At 48.5% G+C, this 17,640-nt stretch carries 8 protein-coding genes; all 8 read right to left on the reverse strand.

Translation table 11 applies throughout. From position 1 onward, the window contains the following. Nucleotides 1-118: 118 nt before the first annotated feature. Nucleotides 119-1,798 (reverse strand): hypothetical protein, encoded by a 1,680-nt coding sequence (locus ACOJUN_RS13165; RefSeq protein WP_422132396.1) that lies wholly within the window; start codon nt 1,796-1,798, stop codon nt 119-121. 150 nt (nt 1,799-1,948) lie between these two features. Next, the gene (locus ACOJUN_RS13170) at nt 1,949-4,075 is read right to left on the reverse strand and encodes a hypothetical protein (RefSeq protein ID WP_422132397.1); all 2,127 of its coding nucleotides are present in this window, start codon (nt 4,073-4,075) and stop codon (nt 1,949-1,951) included. 282 nt (nt 4,076-4,357) lie between these two features. Next, nucleotides 4,358-5,848, reverse strand: coding sequence for a hypothetical protein (locus ACOJUN_RS13175; RefSeq protein ID WP_422132398.1), 1,491 nt, complete (start codon nt 5,846-5,848; stop codon nt 4,358-4,360). Nucleotides 5,849-5,968: 120 nt separating this feature from the next. After that, nucleotides 5,969-7,531, reverse strand: coding sequence for a hypothetical protein (locus ACOJUN_RS13180; RefSeq protein WP_422132399.1), 1,563 nt, complete (start codon nt 7,529-7,531; stop codon nt 5,969-5,971). Nucleotides 7,532-7,709: 178 nt separating this feature from the next. Then, nucleotides 7,710-9,794, reverse strand: a complete 2,085-nt coding sequence (locus ACOJUN_RS13185; RefSeq protein WP_422132400.1) for a hypothetical protein — start codon at nt 9,792-9,794, stop codon at nt 7,710-7,712. A gap of 195 nt (nt 9,795-9,989) precedes the next feature. After that, nucleotides 9,990-12,767, reverse strand: a complete 2,778-nt coding sequence (locus ACOJUN_RS13190; protein ID WP_422132401.1) for a hypothetical protein — start codon at nt 12,765-12,767, stop codon at nt 9,990-9,992. 178 nt (nt 12,768-12,945) lie between these two features. After that, nucleotides 12,946-14,928 (reverse strand): hypothetical protein, encoded by a 1,983-nt coding sequence (locus ACOJUN_RS13195; protein ID WP_422132402.1) that lies wholly within the window; start codon nt 14,926-14,928, stop codon nt 12,946-12,948. Nucleotides 14,929-15,106: 178 nt separating this feature from the next. Next, nucleotides 15,107-17,584, reverse strand: coding sequence for a hypothetical protein (locus tag ACOJUN_RS13200; protein ID WP_422132403.1), 2,478 nt, complete (start codon nt 17,582-17,584; stop codon nt 15,107-15,109). Nucleotides 17,585-17,640: the final 56 nt, after the last annotated feature.

A 17,640-nucleotide genomic window follows, 5' to 3' on the forward strand; every position in this document is an offset into this window, starting at 1 on the left:
GCAGTGTCGCAGAGAGTGAGAACTTAATAATTCTATCCTTGCGTTCTGGTTTACAGAAAGAAAGGATAGACCAGGAGAATAAGGATGTTATTCTGTGAAAACCTTCAGTCGAAGACCGTTACCTGTCGGCTTTGCCTTTTGGATTACTGAGATCATCATCCTGTTTTACATCAACAGGCTTGCGTTTTCGATGGTCACATTTTTGTTGCCCTCTGTGGTATTTGCTTTTGTGAACCGACAGTGAAAGAGCATTTTTGCAGACCTTCTTGCATTGTCGCTGCCTGCCACCTCCCCCGAAGACTATCGCGTCACAGATTTGTTGCTTGCCGTGGACTCTGTACTTGTGGAACAACAGGTTATAAGTATTCTTGCAGATCCTCCCGCATGGCTGCGGCTGGCCATCTTCCCCGATAATGACCTCCTCACAGGTTTTTTGCTCGCCGTGGAATTTGTTTTTGTGTTCTGACAGGTTTTGAGCACTCCTGCAGACTGTTCCGCATGGCTGCTGCTGGCCATTCCCCCCGATCACATTGACGTCACAGATTTGTTTCCCGGTGTGGAAGTTTCTTTTGTGAGACGACAGAGAATGAGCACTTTTGCAGAGCTTTCCACATGGCCGCAGCTGGCCATTCTCCCCAGCCACGGTTGAGTCACAGGTTTGTTGCCCGGTGTGGAAGTTTCTTTTGTGAGACGACAGAGAATCAGCATTTTTGCAGAGCTTTCCACATGGCCGCAGCTGGCCATTCTCGTCAACCACGGATGAATTACAGGTTTTTTGTCCGCTGTGGAAGTTTCTTTTGTGAGACGACAGAGAATCAACATTTTTGTAGACTTTTCCGCATGGCCGCAGCTGGCCATCTTCCCTGAACACGGCCACATCACAGATTTTTTGCCCGGTATGGACTCTTTTTTTGTGATTACGCAGGGCTTGAGCAGTTTTGAAGATTCTCTGGCATTGCTTCAGCTGCCCGACGTCCCCAAACACTACCACGTTGCAGGTTGCCTGCCCGGCAGAGGCCACCCTATCGGTTGCCCTTTTACCCATTGATTTCGAGGCGACCCCGTCTAAGGCGACCCCGTCTTCATAATTCAGCGACGATTCAGCTGGCCCCGTGCTTTCGGAAGAGGGTCGGAATTTACAAACACCATAACAGGGCTGGACGAAGCATTTTAAACCTAAGGTATGTTGCTGTTGTTGAGGGTCTTCGTTACCGTCACACGAGCGAGAATACAGGACACTGGTAGAATAGCCCGTGGCTACCGGAGCGTGCTGGCCGGATGATTCTGATGACTGGTCTTGTTGTTGACAGGGTTGTTGGTTATTTCCAGAGCCAAGCATTATAGCGATGTTGGTAAATGGTAGATCTCCATGTCTCAAAATGGATGTCGCCTCTTGTTGCTCCTCTTGATGCTCCATCGGATTAAACTGCAGTGAACTGGGGCTCCAATAGCTTTTTAAAAACCAACTGACAGCAATAGCGGCTTCTACAGGTAGCCATAAACAGGGCGTAGAGTTCAGATTGGAGACTCTGGCGGTAAAGATCAGTTCGACGGCAGTCAGCAAATTCGAGGCGTAAAGCCATCGCCAGGAAATTGACTCAATGATAGTTGTTTTTACTTCGTAATTGTTAGATATCTGACGTACATTACAGGATGGTAAATCTAGTCTTGAGTAAATGTCGATGTCGGCAACGCCTGACGGTTTATCCGACCATTTACTCCGGTATGACTCGATTGAAAAGCTCTGTTTTGGAAGACCTGAATTCTGTTGAAGCTCGACAATAAAACGACCTGTCAACGGTTCGGCCTTGCCGATGGCAGATAAGAACAGTAGCAGAAAAAGTGGTGTCGAAAAAAGTGAGTTTTTAATAATCCTGTCCTTGCGTTCCGATATACAGAAAGGAAGGATAGATCAAGAAAGTAAGCGTGTTTCCCTGTCAAAAACCTGCTATTGAAGATCGTTACTTATTTGCGTTATCTTTTGGGGGCTGAAGTCACCGTCCCGGTCAACATTTTCAGGCTTGCGTTTTCGATGTGTTCTTTTGTGATTCGACAGGGCGATAGCATTCTGGCAGACCTCTCCACACGATCGCCACTGGCCATCCTTCCCGACCACTCTAGCGTCACAGATTTGTTGCCCGGTATGGTCTTTTTTTTTGTGATCCGAGAGGGCTTGAATATTGTTGCAGACCTTTTCGCATGGTCGTTTTTTACCATCATTGCCGACCACTATCACATCACAGGTTCTTTGCCCGGTATGGTATTTGCACTTGTGATCAGAGAGGGCTCTGGCACTATTGTAGACCTTACCGCATGGCCGCTGCTGGTTATCCTCTCCGACCACGGTTGCTTCACAGGTTTTTTGTTCACTGTGGTTTCTGATTTTATGAGTCAACAGGGCCGCAAAATTTTTGCAGATCTTCCCGCATGTTCGCTGCTGGCTATCTTCTCCGACCAGTTTTATGTCACAGATTTGTTGTCCGGTGTGGTACCTTCTATTGTGATCCCGCAGGGTTTGAAGATTCCTGCAGACCTTTCTGCATGGCTGCTCCTTGCCGTCATTCCCGAGCAATGTCGCGTCACAGATTTGTTGTCCGGTGTGGTACCTTCTATTGTGATCCCGCAGGGCTTGAATATTCCTGCAGACCTTTCCACATGGCTGCTCCTTGCCGTCATCCCCGAGCAATGTCGCGTCACAGGTTTTTTGCCCGGTATGGTATTTGCCTTTGTGATCAGACAGGGCTCTGGCGCTACTGTAGCTCTTCCCGCATGTTCGCTGCAGGCCATCTTTTCCGATCACCATCAGATCACAGGTTTGTTGTCCGCCGTGGATTTTTCTTTTGTGATTCGTCAGGGCGCGAGCATTCAGGCAGACCTTTCTGCATGGTCGCCGCAGGCCATTTTCTCCGGTCACCATCAGAGTACAGGTTCTTTGTCCGCTGTGGGCTTTTCTTTTGTGATCCGTCAGGACGCGAGCGTTCTTGCAGACCTTTCCGCAAGGTCGCCGCAGGCCATCCTTCCTGACCACTCTTGCGTCGCAAGTTCTTTGCCCGGTGTGGTATCTGCTTTTGTGATTCGTCAGGACGGTAGCATTCTTGCAGACCTTTCCGCAAGGTCGCTGCAGGCCATCCTTCCCGACCACTTCTGCGTCGCAAGTTTTTTGCCCGCTGTGGTATCTGCTTTTGTGGGCCGACAGGGAGTGAATATTGTTGAAGACCTTCCCGCATGGTCGCCGTTGGCCATTCTCCTCGGCCAGCATCCAGTCACAAGTTCGTTTCCCGCTGTGGCTTCTGGCTTCACTTGTGCCTTTCTGAGAGAGATGGGGTGGGCTTTTCCCCCATTGGGATGGTTCTGTCGTTTGTTCTGTTACTAAAGTTTCCATTGACGGGGTGAAATGCACAGGCGCACAGGAAATTACGGTTTCTTTAAGAGGGCCTTGATTACGAAGACTGAGTAATCCGTTGATTATAATCAAATCATCAGAAGTGACAGACACACCCCCGGGCATTCGCAGATTATCAGGTTGATGTGTCTGAGGCTGAAAGGTTTGGCCAGAAGCCCATTGGCGCTGAAGACTATTCATTGATCGAAATCTGCAAACGCCATGACAAGGATAGATGAAACAGTTTAAATCTAATGTGTGTTGGTGTTGTTGAGGGGCTTCGTCACCATTACCAGAGCTCGAATACTGAACGCTGATGAAATAGCCTTTAGAGCGTTTAGGTGTTTCGGGTGCTTGCTGGTCAGATGATTCTGATGGTTGGCCTTGTTGTTCATCTCCGGAATCTGGCTCCATAGCAGTGACCACAAACGGGAGTCCCTCCTGTGTCAATATAGATTCAGACTGTCGTTCAATCGGTTTAAACAGCAGTGAATTGGGGTTCCAATAGCTTTTTAAAAGCCAGCCGACGGTGACAACCGTTTCTATCTGTAGCCATGGATAAGGGGTGGGACTCAGAGGGATGTCTTTGGTGGTCAGGATCAGCTCGTAAGCAAGCAGCAGGTTAGTGGCGTAGAGCCATTGCCAGGAAATTGACTCAATGAAGGTCATTTTTATGTCATAATTATACGTCATTTGACGTTCTAAATTTGTGTCAGCAACGTCTGACGGGTTACTCGCCAATTTAAGCCCGTCCGGCTTCATAGTAAAATTCTGGTTTAGAGTACTTGTATCCTGTTGCAGCTCAACTATAAAACGCTTTGTCAAGGGTTCGGCCTGACTGATGACAGACAACCATAGCAGTAACAGCGCTGCCGCAAATAGTGAGTGTTTAATAATTCTATCCTTGCCTTCTGGTATACAGAGAGGAAGGATAGATCAAGAAAATAAGCGTGCTTTTCTGTCAAATAACATTTCCTAATCCTGATCCACAACAACAGGCTTTCGTTTTCGATGTATTCTTTTGTGATTCGACAACGCAATGGCATTCTTGCAGACCATTCTACATGGCCGTAGCTCTCCATCATCCCCGATCAGGATCTCTTCACAGGTTTTTTGTCCTGTGTGGTATTTGCTTTTATGATCTGACATTGCTCTGGCATTCTTGCAGAGAATTCCGCATGCTTGCGGCTGGCCATCCTCTCTAACCACTGTCGCGTCACAGGTTTTTTGTTCGGTGTGGTCTCTGATTTTATGATTCGATAGAGCCCCGGCATTCTTGTACAGGGCACCGCATAGCCGCTGACGACCATCCTCCCCGACCAGTTTTTTGTTACAGGTTCGCTGTCCGGTGTGAACTCTACTTTTATGAGACGACAGAGATTTAGTATTCTTAGAGGCCTTCCCGCATGGCCGCTGTAGGCCATCTTCTCCAATCACTGACGCATCACAGGTTAGTTTCCTGCTGTGATCACTGGCATGCCTGATACCTGTTGAAAGATGACGTGGTTTTTTAACCCATTGGTATGATCCTGTTGTCGTTTTTTGTGTTACTTTAAAAGAGCTTTGATTTCGAAGATTGAGTAACCCGTTGATGATAATCAAATCTTCAGTGGTGGCAGATTCATTCCCGGGCATTTGCGCATTATGGTGTTGAATGTCAGGTAGACTGTTCAATGTTTCAAAAAGTGGGTTTTGTCGGAAATCCGGAGCGCTTAAAGCATCAAAATCATTGATGGATCTCGAGCAGTGTCCTTCAATCAAGTTGCAGTGTGGGTCCGGTCCGGCTGCTGATCGAAATCTACAAACGCCATTGCAGGAATAGACAAAACAGTTTAAATCCAACGTGTGTTGTTGGTGGGGGGCTTTGTCACCACCACCAGAGCCGGAATACTGAAGTCTGGTGAAATAGCTTATAGGATGTGTGGTTGTAACGGGGGTTTGTTGGTCAGAGCATCCTGATGGTTGGCCCTTTTGTTGTTCATTTTCAGAGCCAGGCATCATAATAGTGACCGAAAAAGGATGCATCCCCAGTGCCGAAATAAAAGCCGACTGTAGTTTAATTGGTTTGAACAGTGGTGAACAGAGGTTCCAGTAGCTTTTTAAAAGCCAGCCGACAGCGACAACTGTTTCTAAAGGAAGCCATGAATAAAAGCTGGGGCTCAGAGGAGTACCTTTTGTGGTCAGTATCAGTTCGTAAGTAACCAGCAGGTTGGTGGCGTATAGCAATTGCCAGGAAATCGACTCGATGATGAACGTTTTTATGCGATAACCATACGATCTTTGTCGTTTGAAATAATGTAGAGAAGGCTCTGAATATCTTTTTAAGCCATTAATGTCTGGCGGCTTACCCGCCAATTTACGTCGGTCAGGCTTTACAGAAAAACCCTGGTTTGGAGAACCTGGATCCTGTTGGAACTCGACAACAAAACGTTTTGTCAACGGTTCGGCCTGACTAACGACAGACAACGATAGCAGCAGTGGTGTCACAAAGAGAGAGTGTTTAATAATTCTATACCTGCTTTCTGGTATACAGATAGGAAGGATAGATCAAGAAAATAAGCTTGTTTTTCTGACAAAAACCTTTTGCTAATTCTGGTCCACATCAACAGGCTTGCGTTGTTGATGTGTTTTTTTGTGACTTGAAAGAGTTTGTGCACTCTTGCAGAGCGTCCCGCACGGCCGCTGCCGACCATCCTTACCATCCACTGCTATGTCACAGGATTGTTGCCTGTTGTGAGTGTATCTTTTGTGATCTCGCAGAGCGCCGACACTCTTGCAGACCTTCCCGCATGACCGCTGCTGACCATCATCATCGGCCACGATTGCAACACAGGTTCTTTGCCCGTTGTGGTTTCTTTTTTTGTGAAGTGACAGGATGTAGGCATTATTGCAGACCTTCCCGCATGGTTGCGGTTTACCGTCCTTGCCGACCACGATTACTTCACAGGTTTTATTTTCATTGTGGTATCTAAGCTTGTGATACGACAAAGCTCTGACGCTCTTGCAGACCTTTCCGCAAGGCCGCTGCTGGCCATCCTCTCGGACCAGTCGCACCTTACAGATTCTTAGTCCGATGTGGGCGTTTCTTTTGTGATTCGACAGAGCTTTGATATTTCTGAAGACCTTCCCGCATAGCCGCTGCAGACCATCCTCTCCGTCCATGGTCAGGCCACAGGTTCTCTGTTCGATGTGAGTGTTTTTTTTGTGATCCGACAGGGCGATGGCATTCTTGCAGACCTTCCCGCATGGCCGTCGCAGACCATCCTCCCCGAGCAAGGCAAGATTACAGGTTCTTTGGCCGGTGTGGGCGTTTCTTTTGTGATCCGACAGGGCCATGGCATGCCTGCAGACCTTCCCGCATGGCCTTTCCATGCCATCCTCTGTGACCAATGTTACGTCACAGGTTTTTTTCCCGGAGTGCGACCTTCTTTTGTGATCCGACAGGGTCTTGGCATTCTTGCAGAGCTTACCGCATGGTCGCTGTTGGCCATCCTTCCCGACCACGGGCACGACACAGGCTTTTTCACCGGAATGGACTTTTCTTTGGTGATCCAAAAGGGATTTAGCGTTCTTGTAGACTCCCTTGCAATTCCATAGCTGGCCATACTGATCGACCGTTGTCAGGTTACAGTAGACTGGCGCTGCAGGAGCGGTTGTATTGACCGGGTTGTCATTAATGCCATGTGCCTGAAGTTGAATGGCAAAGGGATCATTTGACCTTTCGTTTGCCGAATCAGAATGTAATCGGAATTTACAAACGCCATGACAGGGGTGGACGAAACAATCTAAATCCAAAGTGTGTGAGTGTTGTTGAGGGTCTTCGTAGCCGTCACCGGAGCCGGAAGACAGAGAGCTGGTGAAAACGCTTGTTGGCTGGCGGCTGGCTTGCAGGGCCTGTTGGCCAGATGACTCTGGTAGCTGGCTTTGTTGTTGTGGTTGTTGTTGGTCATATCCGGAGCCTTGAATCATAGTAGCGATTACAAAGGGCTGACTCCCCTGTGTCAAGCTCATTTCTGATTGTTCATCCGGTTTAAACAGTGGTGAGTCGGGGTTCCAATAGCTTTTCAAAAGCCAGCCGACCGTGGCAATCCCTTCTATCGGTAGCCATGAATAAGAGGTAGCACCCAGAGGAGAGGCTTTGCTGGTCAAGGTTTCAGCCTGACAGGCGACAGTCAGCGAAAGTAGTAGCAGATGTGCCGCAAAGAGTGAGTATTTAATGATTTTATCCTTGTCTTCGGATATACAGAGAGGAAGGATAGATCAAGAAAGTAAGCGTGGTTTTCTGTCGAAAACTTTTTGCCAAAGGTGGTTACTTATTCACATTACCTTATGGAGGACTGAGACTGTCTTTATGGTCCGCATCAACAGGCTTGCGTTTTCGATGTGTTCTCTTGTGCTCAGACAGGGTTTTGGCATTCTTGTAAACTTTTCTACATGGCCGCTGTTGACCATCCTCCCCGACTATCATAACGTCACAGGTTTGTTGCCCGGTGTGGCCGTTTTTTTTGTGATCCGCAAGGATCGACTTATTTTTATAGATCTTCCCGCATGGTCGTCGCTGGCCATCTTCCCCGACTATCATTACGTCACAGGTTTGTTGCCCTGCGTGGGTATTTCTTTTGTGATTACAAAGGGCTCGGCGATTCTTGCAAACTCTTCCGCATGGCCGTCGCATGCCATCCTTACCGACCATCATAACGTCACAGGTTTGTTGCCCGGAGTGAGTGTCTCTTTTGTGCTCCTGTAGAACGCAGGCACTCTTGCAGGCTTTCCCGCATGGCCGCTCCTGGCCATCCTCATCGGTCACGATCACATCACAGGTTTTTTGCTCGCTGTGATTTCTTTTTTTGTGATCTGACAGGGCACAGGCATTCTTGCAAACCTTTCCGCATGGCCGTCGCTGGCCATCCTCCCGGACCATCATAACGTCGCAGGTTTGTTGTCCGGTGTGGGTGCTTCTTTTGTGATACTGCAGAGCGCCGACATTCTTGCAGACCGTTCCGCAAGGTCGCAGCTGGCCATCTTCTGCGACCATGGTTACGTCACAGGTTTTTTTCCCGGTGTGTTGTTTGAATTTATGACATGAGAGGGAGTCAGCACTATTGCAGAGTTTCCCGCATGGCTGCGGCTGACCATCCTCCCCGACCACGATTACATCACAGATTCTTTGCCCGGTGTGGGCGCTTTTTTTGTGAGTCAACAGGGCGCTGGCATTCATGCAGACCTTTCCGCATGGCCGCTCCTGACCATCCTCTGTGACCATTATGACTGCACAGATTTGTTGCCCGGTATGGGCCTTTTTTTTGTGACCCGACAGGGCATCGGCATTTTTCCAGACCTCCCCGCATGGTCGCAGTCGGCCATCCTCCGCGATCACGGGTGCGAGACAGGTTTTTTTGCCGGTGTGGAATTTTTTTTGGTGATTCAAAAGGGATTGAGCACTCTTGTAGACTTTCTCGCAATTCCGTAGCTGACCATCCTCATCAAGTATTGTCAGGTTACAGGGGACTGGCACCGGAGCGGTTGTATTGACCGAATTGCGGTCAATGTCATGTACTTGAAAAATTTGGCCAGAAGCGCATTGGAGTTGAATGACAAAGAGATTATTTGATGTTTCATTTGCAGAATCAGAATGCCAGTTGCAACGATAGCAGAGACAATTATGGGGGCAGGGGTTTTGTCCGGGTGTTGCTCCTGTTGGGTTTGCCAGACTTTCTTCAGAATTCAGCGACCTTTCAGCTGGCCCCATGTTTTCGGAAGATGGTCGGAATTTACAAACGCCATGACAGGGGTGAACGAAACAATCTAAACCTAAAGTATGTGCGTGTTGTTGAGGGTCTTCGTAGCCGTCACCGGAGCCAGCAGACAGAGGGCTGGTGAAAGCACTTGTTGGTCGGCCTTTGGCTTGTTGGCCTGATGACTCTGGTGACTGGCTTTGCTGTTGTGGCTGTTGCTGTGGTTGTTGTTGGTCATAGCCGGAGCCGTGCATCATAGTAGTGATCGCAAAGGGCTGATTCCCCTGTGTCAACCTGATTTCTGATTGCTCAATCGGTTTAAACAGAAGTGAGTCGGGGCTCCAATAGCTTTTCAAAAGCCAGCCGACAGTGACAATCCCTTCTACCGGTAGCCATAAATAAGAGGTAGCACTCAGAGGAGGGGCTTTGCTGGTCATGATCAGTTCGAAGACAACAAGCAAATTCGTGGCGTAAAGCAACTGCCAGGAAATCGACTCAGTGAGGGTTGTTTTTTCTTCGTAACTAAAAAAGTACTGTCGTTTATAGTCGGAGGATAAATCTGGTCTTTTAAAACCGTTTTTGTCGGTAATATCTGACGTGCTATACGGCAGTGAACGTTGGTCTTTTTTTATAGAAAAACTCTGGTTTGAAAAAACTGAATCTTGTTTAAGTTCCACAATAAAACGCCTGGTCAAGGTTTCTGGCTGACAGGCGACAGTCAGCGAAAGTAGCAGCAGAGGTGCCGCTAAGAGTGAGTATTTAATGACTTTATCCTTGCCTCCGGGTATACAGACAGGAAGGATAGATCAAGAAAGTGAGTTTTTTTTCTTTCAAAAACCTTCTGCTAAAGGTCGTTATTTATTTACTTTATCTTATGGAGGGTTGAGACTGTCTTTCTGGTTCACATCAACAGGCTTGCGTTTTCGATGTGTTCTTTTGTGCGCAGTCAGGGTTTTGGCATTCTTGTAAACCTTTCCACATGGCCGCTGTTGACCTTCCTCACCGACTATCATAGCGTCACAGGTTTGTTGCCCGGTGTGAACGTTTTTTTTGTGATCCGCAAGGACCGACTTATTCTTATAGACCTTCCCGCATGGTCGTCGCTGGCCATCCTCCCCGACTATCATAAGGTCACAGGTCTGTTGCTCGCCGTGGGCATTTCTTTTGTGATTACGAAGGACTCGGCTATTCTTGCAAACTGTTCCGCATGGCCGTCGCTCACCACCCTCCCCAACCATATTAACGACACAGGTTTGTTGCCCGGTGTGAGCGTTTTTTTTATGATACTCCAGAGCGTTAACATTCTGGAAGACTATGCCGCATGTCCGAGGTTGGCCATTTTCCCCAGTCACGGTTACTTCACAGGTTTGTTGCCCGGAGTGGTATCTTCTTTGGTGATTCATCATGGCAGGACTCTTGCAGATCGTCATGCATGGCCGTTGCTGGCCATCCTCCCCGGCCATCATAAGGTTACAGGTTTGTTGCTCGGTGTGAGCGCTTTTTTTGTGATACCGCAGAGCGTTGACATTCGTGCAGATCTTCCCGCATGGCTGCTGCTGGCCATCCTTATCGGCAATGAGCATACTGCAGGTTTTTTGCCCGCTGTGGTATCCAAGCTTGTGAGACGACAAGGACCTGGCGCTCTTGCAGACTCTTCCGCAGGGTCGCTGCAGGCCATCCTCCCCGACAACGGTTAAGACACAGGTTTTTTGTCCGCTGTGGTGATCGAATTTATGACACGAGAGAATTTGAGCAGTCTTGCAGAGTGTCCCACATGGCTGCGGTTGACCATCGTTCCCGACTATCATAACTTCACAGATTTGTTGCCCGCTGTGGGCGTTTTTTTTGTGAGCCGACAGGGCGTAGGCATTTATGCAGACCGTCCCGCATGGTTGTGGTTTATCATCCTTGCCGACCACAATGACTTCACAGGTTTTTTGCCCGCTATGATATCCAAGCTTATGAGACGACAAGGCTTTGGCGCTCTTGCAGATCGTTCCGCAAGGTCGCTGCTGGCCATCCTCTCCGACCAGGGTTGAGTCACAGGTTTTTTGCCCGCTGTGTTGATTGAACTTATGAGAAGAGAGAGAGTGATTGCTGTTGCAGAGTTTCCCGCATGGCCGCAGCTGACCATCCTTACCGACCACGGTTACATCACAGGTTCTTTGCCCGGTGTGGGCGCTGTTTTTGTGACTCGACAGAGCGCTGGCATTCTTGCAGAACTTCCCGCATGGTTGCGGTTTACCATCTTTGCCGACCACAATGACTGCACAGGTTTTTTGCCCGCTGTGGTATCCAAGCTTGTGGTCTGACAAGGCTTTGGCGCTCTTGCAGACCGTTCCGCAAGGCCTCTGTTGGCCACTCTCTCCGACTACGGTCACATCACAGGTTCTTTGCATGTCGTGAGCTCTCTTTTTGTGATTCGTCAGGGAGTTGGCGCTCATGCAGACCCTTCCGCATGGCCGTTCCTGACCATCCTTTGTGACCATTATGACTTCACAGGTTTTCTGCCCGGTGTGCGTTCTTCTTTTGTGGCTCGACAGGGCACCGGCATTTTTCCAGACCTTCCCGCATGGTCGCAGCCGACCATCCTGCCCGACCACGGGCGCGAGACAGGTTTTTTTACCGCTGTGAACTTGTTTTTTGTGATTCAAAAGGGATTGAGCACTCTTGTAGACTTTCTCGCAATTTCGTAAGTGGTCATCCTCATCGACCATTGTCAGGTTACAGGCGAATTGCTCTGCAGGGGCGGTTGTATTATCCGGGTTATCATCAATGTCATGTACCTGGAATAGTTGGCCAGAAGCGCATTGGAGTTGAATAGCAAAGGGATCCTTTGATGTTTCATTTGCAGGATCAGAATGCCTGGTGCAACGATAGCAGAGACAATTATGGGGGCACGGGTTTTGTCCGGGTGTTGCTACTGTGAGGCTTGTCAGACTTTCTTCAGAATTCAGCGACCTTTCAGTTGGCTCCATTTTTTCGGAAGATGGTCGGAGTTTACAAACACCATGACAGGGGTGGACGAAACAATCTAAACCCAAAGTATGTGCGTTTTGTTGAGGGTCTCCGAAGCCGTCACCGAAGCCAGAAGAAAGAGGGCTGGTAAAAGCACTTGTTGGCTGGCAGTTGGCTTGTGGGGCTTGTTGGCCAGATGACTCTGGTAGGTGGCTTTGTGGTTGCTGTTGGTCATAGCCGGAGCCGTGCATCATAGTAGTGATCGCAAAGGGCTGATTCCCCTGTGTCAACCTGATTTCTGATTGTTCAATCGGTTTAAACAGTGCTGAGTCGGGGTTCCAATAGCTTTTCAAAAGCCAGCCGACAGTAACAATCCCTTCTATCGGTAGCCATGAATAAGAGGTAGCACTCAGAGGAGGGGCTTTGCTGGTCATGATCAGTTCGAAGGCAACCTGCAAATTCGTGGCGTAAAGCAAATGCCAGGAAATCGACTCAATGAGGGTTGTTTTTACTTCGTAACTAAAAAAATTCTGTCGTTTATAATCAGGGTCTAAATCTGGTGTTTTAAAGCCGTTTTTGTTCGCAATATCTGACGAATTATCCGACAGTGAACGTTGGTCTGGCTTGATAGAATAACTCTGGTTTGAAAAAGCTGCATCCTGCTGAAGCTCGACAATATAATGTCTGGTCAAGGTTTCAGCCTGACAGGCGACAGTCAGCGAAAGTAGCAGCAGAGGTGCCGCAAAGAGTGAGTATTTAATGATTTTATCCTTGCCTCCACATATACAGAAAGGAAGGATAGATCAAGAAAGTAAGCGTGTTTTTCTGTTAAAAACCTTCTGCTAAAGTTGTTTACTTAATCACATTACCTTATGGAGTGCTGAGAGTGTCTTTCTGGTTTGTATCAACAGGCTTGCGTTTTCGATGGGTTCTTTTGTGCTTAGAAAAGGTGTTTACATTCTTGTAAACCTTTCCACAAGGCTGCGGCTGACCATCCTCTCCGACCATGGTCACATCACAGGTTTGTTGCCCGGTGTGGGCGCTCCTTCTGTGACCCGACAGAGTTCGTTTATTCTTGCAGACGGTTCCGCAAGGTCGTTGCTGGCCATCCTCGCTGACCAATATAGCGTTGCAGGTTTGTTGTCCGCAGTGGTATCTGCTTTTGTGACATGACAGGTCTTGAACACTCTTGCAGACTTTTCCGCATGGCCGCTGCTGGCGATCCTCATCGGCCACGATCACATCGCAGGTTTTTTGCTCGCTGTGGTGTCTTTGTTTGTGACTCGACAGGATATAGGCATTTTTGCAGACCCTCCCGCATGGTTGCTGTTTACCATCCTCGCCGATCACGATTACTTCACAGATTTTTTGCCCACTGTGGTATCCACGCTTGTGATCTGACAAGGCTTTGTTGCTCTTGCAGACCGTTCCGCATGGCCACTGCCGACCATCCTCTCTGACCAGGGGCATGTCGCAGGTTTTTTGCCCGGTGTGTCGACTGTACTTATGAGTGGAGAGAGATTGAGTACTTCTGAAGAGTTTCCCGCATGGCCGCAGCTGACCATCCTCCCCGACCACGGTCTCACCACAGGTTCTTTGCCTGCTGTGGACGTTTTTTTTGTGACTCGACATGGCGCCACCACTCTTGCAGACCTTTCCGCATAGCTGTTCCCTACCATCCTCTGTGACCATTATCACGTTACAGGTTTGCTGCCCGGTGTGGGCACTTCTTCTGTGATTCGACAGGGCAACTAAATTTTTGCAGACCTTCCCGCATGGTCGCAGAAGGCCATCCTCCCCGACCACGGGAGTGAGACAGGTTTTTTTGCCGGTGTGGACTTGTCTTTTGTGATTCAAAAGGGATTGAACACTCTTGTAGACTTTCTCGCAATTCCGTAGCTGACCATCCTCTTCAAGTATTGTCAGGTTACAGGGGACTGGCACTGGAGAGGGGGTTGTATTGGCCGGGTTGTCATCAATGTCATGTACCTGAAATGGTTGGCCAAAAGCCCATTGCAGTTGTATGGCAATGGGATTATTCGATGTTTCATTTGCGGGATCAGAATGTCGAACGCAACGATAGCAGAGACAATTGTGAGGGCAAGAGTTTTGTTCTGGTGTTGTTCCTGAATGGCTTGCCAGACTTTCTTCAGATTTCAGCGACCTTTCAGCTGGCCCCATGTTTTCGGAAGATGATCGGAATTTACAAACGCCATGACAGGGGTGAACGAAACAATCTAACCCTAAAGTATGTGCGTGTTGCTTAGGGTCTCTGAAGCCGTCACCTGAGCCAGATGACAGAGGGTTGGTGAAGGCGCTTGTTGGCTGGCGTGTGGTTTGTGGGGCTTGTTGGTCAGATGACTCTGGTAGCTGGCTTTGTGGTTGTTGTTGCTCATAGCCGGAGCCGTGCATCATAGTAGTGATTGCAAAGGGCTGATTCCCCTGTGTCAACCTGATTTCTGATTGTTCAATCAGTTTAAACAGTGCTGAGTAGGGGTTCCAATAGTTTTTCAAAAGCCAGCCGACAGTGGCAATCTCTTCTATCGGTAGCCATGAATAAGAGGTAGCACCCAGAGGAGGGGCTTTGCTGGTCATGATCAGTTCGAAGGCAACCAGCAAATTCGTGGCGTAAAGCAACTGCCAGGAAATCGACTCAATGAGAGTTGTTTTTACTTTGTAACTGAAAAAACTCTGTCGTTTATAATCAGAGGCTAAATCTGGTGTTATAAAATTGTTTTTGTCGGCAATATCTGACGGATTATCCGACAGTAAACGTTGGTCTGGCTTTATAGAAAAACACTGGTTTGAAAAAGCTGCATCCTGTTGAAGCTCGACAATATAACGTCTGGTCAAGGTTTCGGCCTGACAGGCGACAGTTAGAAAAAGTAGCAGCAGAGGAGCCGCTAAGAGTGAGTATTTAATGATTTTATCCTTGCCTCCAGATATACAGAGAGGAAGGATAGATGAAGAAAGCAAGCGTGATTTTCTGTCAAAAACCTTCTGCTAAAGGTTCTTTCTTATTCACTCTACCTTATGGAGGGCTGAGACCGTCTTTCTGGTCCGCATCAACAGGCTGGCGTTTTCGATGGGTTCTTTTGTGATTAGACAGGGTCAATGCATTCTTGTAAAGCTTTCCGCATGGCCGTCGCTGACCATTCTCCCCGACCACTGTTACATCACAGGTTTGTTGCCCGGTGTGGGCGTATTTTTTGTGACGCCACAAGACATTTTTATTCTTGTAGACCTTCCCGCATGGCCGTTTCTGGCCATCCTCTGTGACCATTATGGCGTCACAGGTTTGTTGCCCGGAGTGGGTACTTCTTTTGTGATAACAAAGGGCAAGGTTATTCTTGCAAATTGTTCCGCATGGCCGTTGCTCACCATGCTCCCCGACCATCATAAAGTCACAGGTTTGTTGCCCGGAGTGAGTGTTTCTTTTGTGCTCCTGTAGAACGCAGGCACTCTTGCAGGTCTTCCCGCATGGCCTCTCCTGGCCATCCTCATAGGTCACGATCACATCACAGGTTTTTTGCTCGCTGTGATTTCTTTTTTTGTGTTCAGACAGGGTAAAGACATTCTTGCAAACCTTTCCGCATGGTCGTCGCTGGCTATCCTCCCCGACAATCATAACGTCACAGGTTTGTTGCCCGGTGTGGGTGCTTTTTTTGTGATACCGTAGAGCGCTGACATTCTTCCAGACCGTTCCGCAAGGTCGTTCCCGGCCATCCTCATCGGTCACGATCAGAGCACAGGCTTTTTGCTCACTGTGCTGTCTTTGTTTGTGATCTGACAGTTTATAGACATTCTTGCAAACCTTTCCGCATGGTCGTTGCTGGCCATTCTCCTCAACCATCATAACGTTACAGGTTTTTTGCCCGGCGTGAGTGCTATCTTTGTGATACCGTAAAGTGTCGACATTCTTGCAGAGCGTTCCGCAAGGTCGCTGCTGGCCATCCTCTCCGACCAGGATTACGTCACAGGTTTTTTGCCCGGTGTGGCGTCTGAATTTATGACTCGCGAGAGACCTGGAACTCTTGCAGAGTGTCCCGCATGGCTGCGGCTGACCATCCTCCCCGATCACGGTCACATCACAGGTTCTTCGCATGTCGTGGGCTCTTTTTTTATGACTCGACAGGCTGCTGGCGTTCATGCAGACCTTTCCGCATTGACGTTCCTGACCATCCTCTGTGACCCTTATGAGTTCACAGGTTTGCTGCCCGGTGTGCGTCCTTCTTTTGTGGTCCGACAGGGCACCGCTACTCTTGCAGGTCTTTCCGCATGGCCGTTCCTGACCATCCTTTGTGACCATTATAACATCACAGGTTTTCTGCCCGGTGTGCATCCTTCTTTTGTGGCTCGACAGGGCATTGGTATTTTTCCAGACCTCCCCGCATGGTCGCAGCCGACCATCCTTCCCGACCACGGGCGCGAGACAGATTTTTTTACCGCTGTGGACTTGTTTTGTGTGATTCAAAAGGGATTGAACACTCTTGAAAACTTTTTCACAATTTCGTAGCTGACCATCCTCATCAAGTATTCTCAGGTTACAGGGGACTGGCACAGGAGCGCTTGTATTGAACGGGTTGTCATCAATGCCATGTCCCTGAAACAGTTGGCCAGAAGTGCATTGGAGTTGAATGGCAAAGCGATCATTTGATGTTTCATTTGCAGAATCAGAATGCCTGCTGCAACGATGGCAGAGACAATTATGGGGGCATGGGTTTTGTCCGGGTGTTACTCCTGTAGAGCTCGCCAGACTTTCTTCAGAATTCAGCGCCCTTTCAGTTGGCCCCATGTTTTCGGAAGATGCCCGGAACTTACAAACGCCATGACAGGGGTGAACGAAACAATCTAAACCCAAAGTATGTGCGTGTTGTTGAGGGTCTCCGAAGCCGTCACCGGAGCCAGAAGACAGAGGGCTGGTGAAAGCGCTTGTTGGTTGGCGTGTGGCTTGTTGGCCAGATGACTCTGGTAGCTGGCTTTGTTGTTGTTGTGGTTGTTGCTGCTCATAGCCGGAGCCTTGCATCATAGTAGTGATTGCAAAGAGCTGATTCCCCTGTGTCAACCTCATTTCTGTTTGTTCAATCGGCTTAAACACTGCTGAGTCGGTGTTCCAATAGCTTTTTAAAAGCCAGCCGACAGTGATAATCCCTTCTACCGGTAGCCATGAATAAGAGGTAGCACCCGGAGGGGGGGCTTTGCTGGTCATGATCAGTTCGAAGGCAACCAGCAAATTCGTGGCGTAAAGCAACTGCCAGGAAATCGACTCAATGAGGGTGGTTTTTATTTCGCAATTGAAAAAGCATCGTCGTTTATAATCAGAGAGTAAATCTGGTGTTACAAAACCGTTTTTGTCGGCAATATCTGACGGATCATCCGACAGTGCACCTTGGTTTGGCTTTATAGAAAAACTTTGGTTTGAAAAATCTGCATCCTGTTGTGGCTCAACAATATAACGTCTTGTCAACGTTTCGGCCTGACAGGCGACAGTCAGCAAAAGTAGCAGCAAAGGTGCCGCAAAGAGTGAGTATTTAATGATTTTATCCTTGCCTCCAGATATACAGA

Source organism: Endozoicomonas sp. ALD040 (genome assembly GCF_049275945.1).
GTDB lineage: Bacteria > Pseudomonadota > Gammaproteobacteria > Pseudomonadales > Endozoicomonadaceae > Endozoicomonas_A.

Bases quoted from the DNA above. Each gene is read 5' to 3' on its own strand.
- ACOJUN_RS13170 (WP_422132397.1), bottom strand. From the start codon at position 4,075: ATGACGTATAATTATGACATAAAAATGACCTTCATTGAGTCAATTTCC.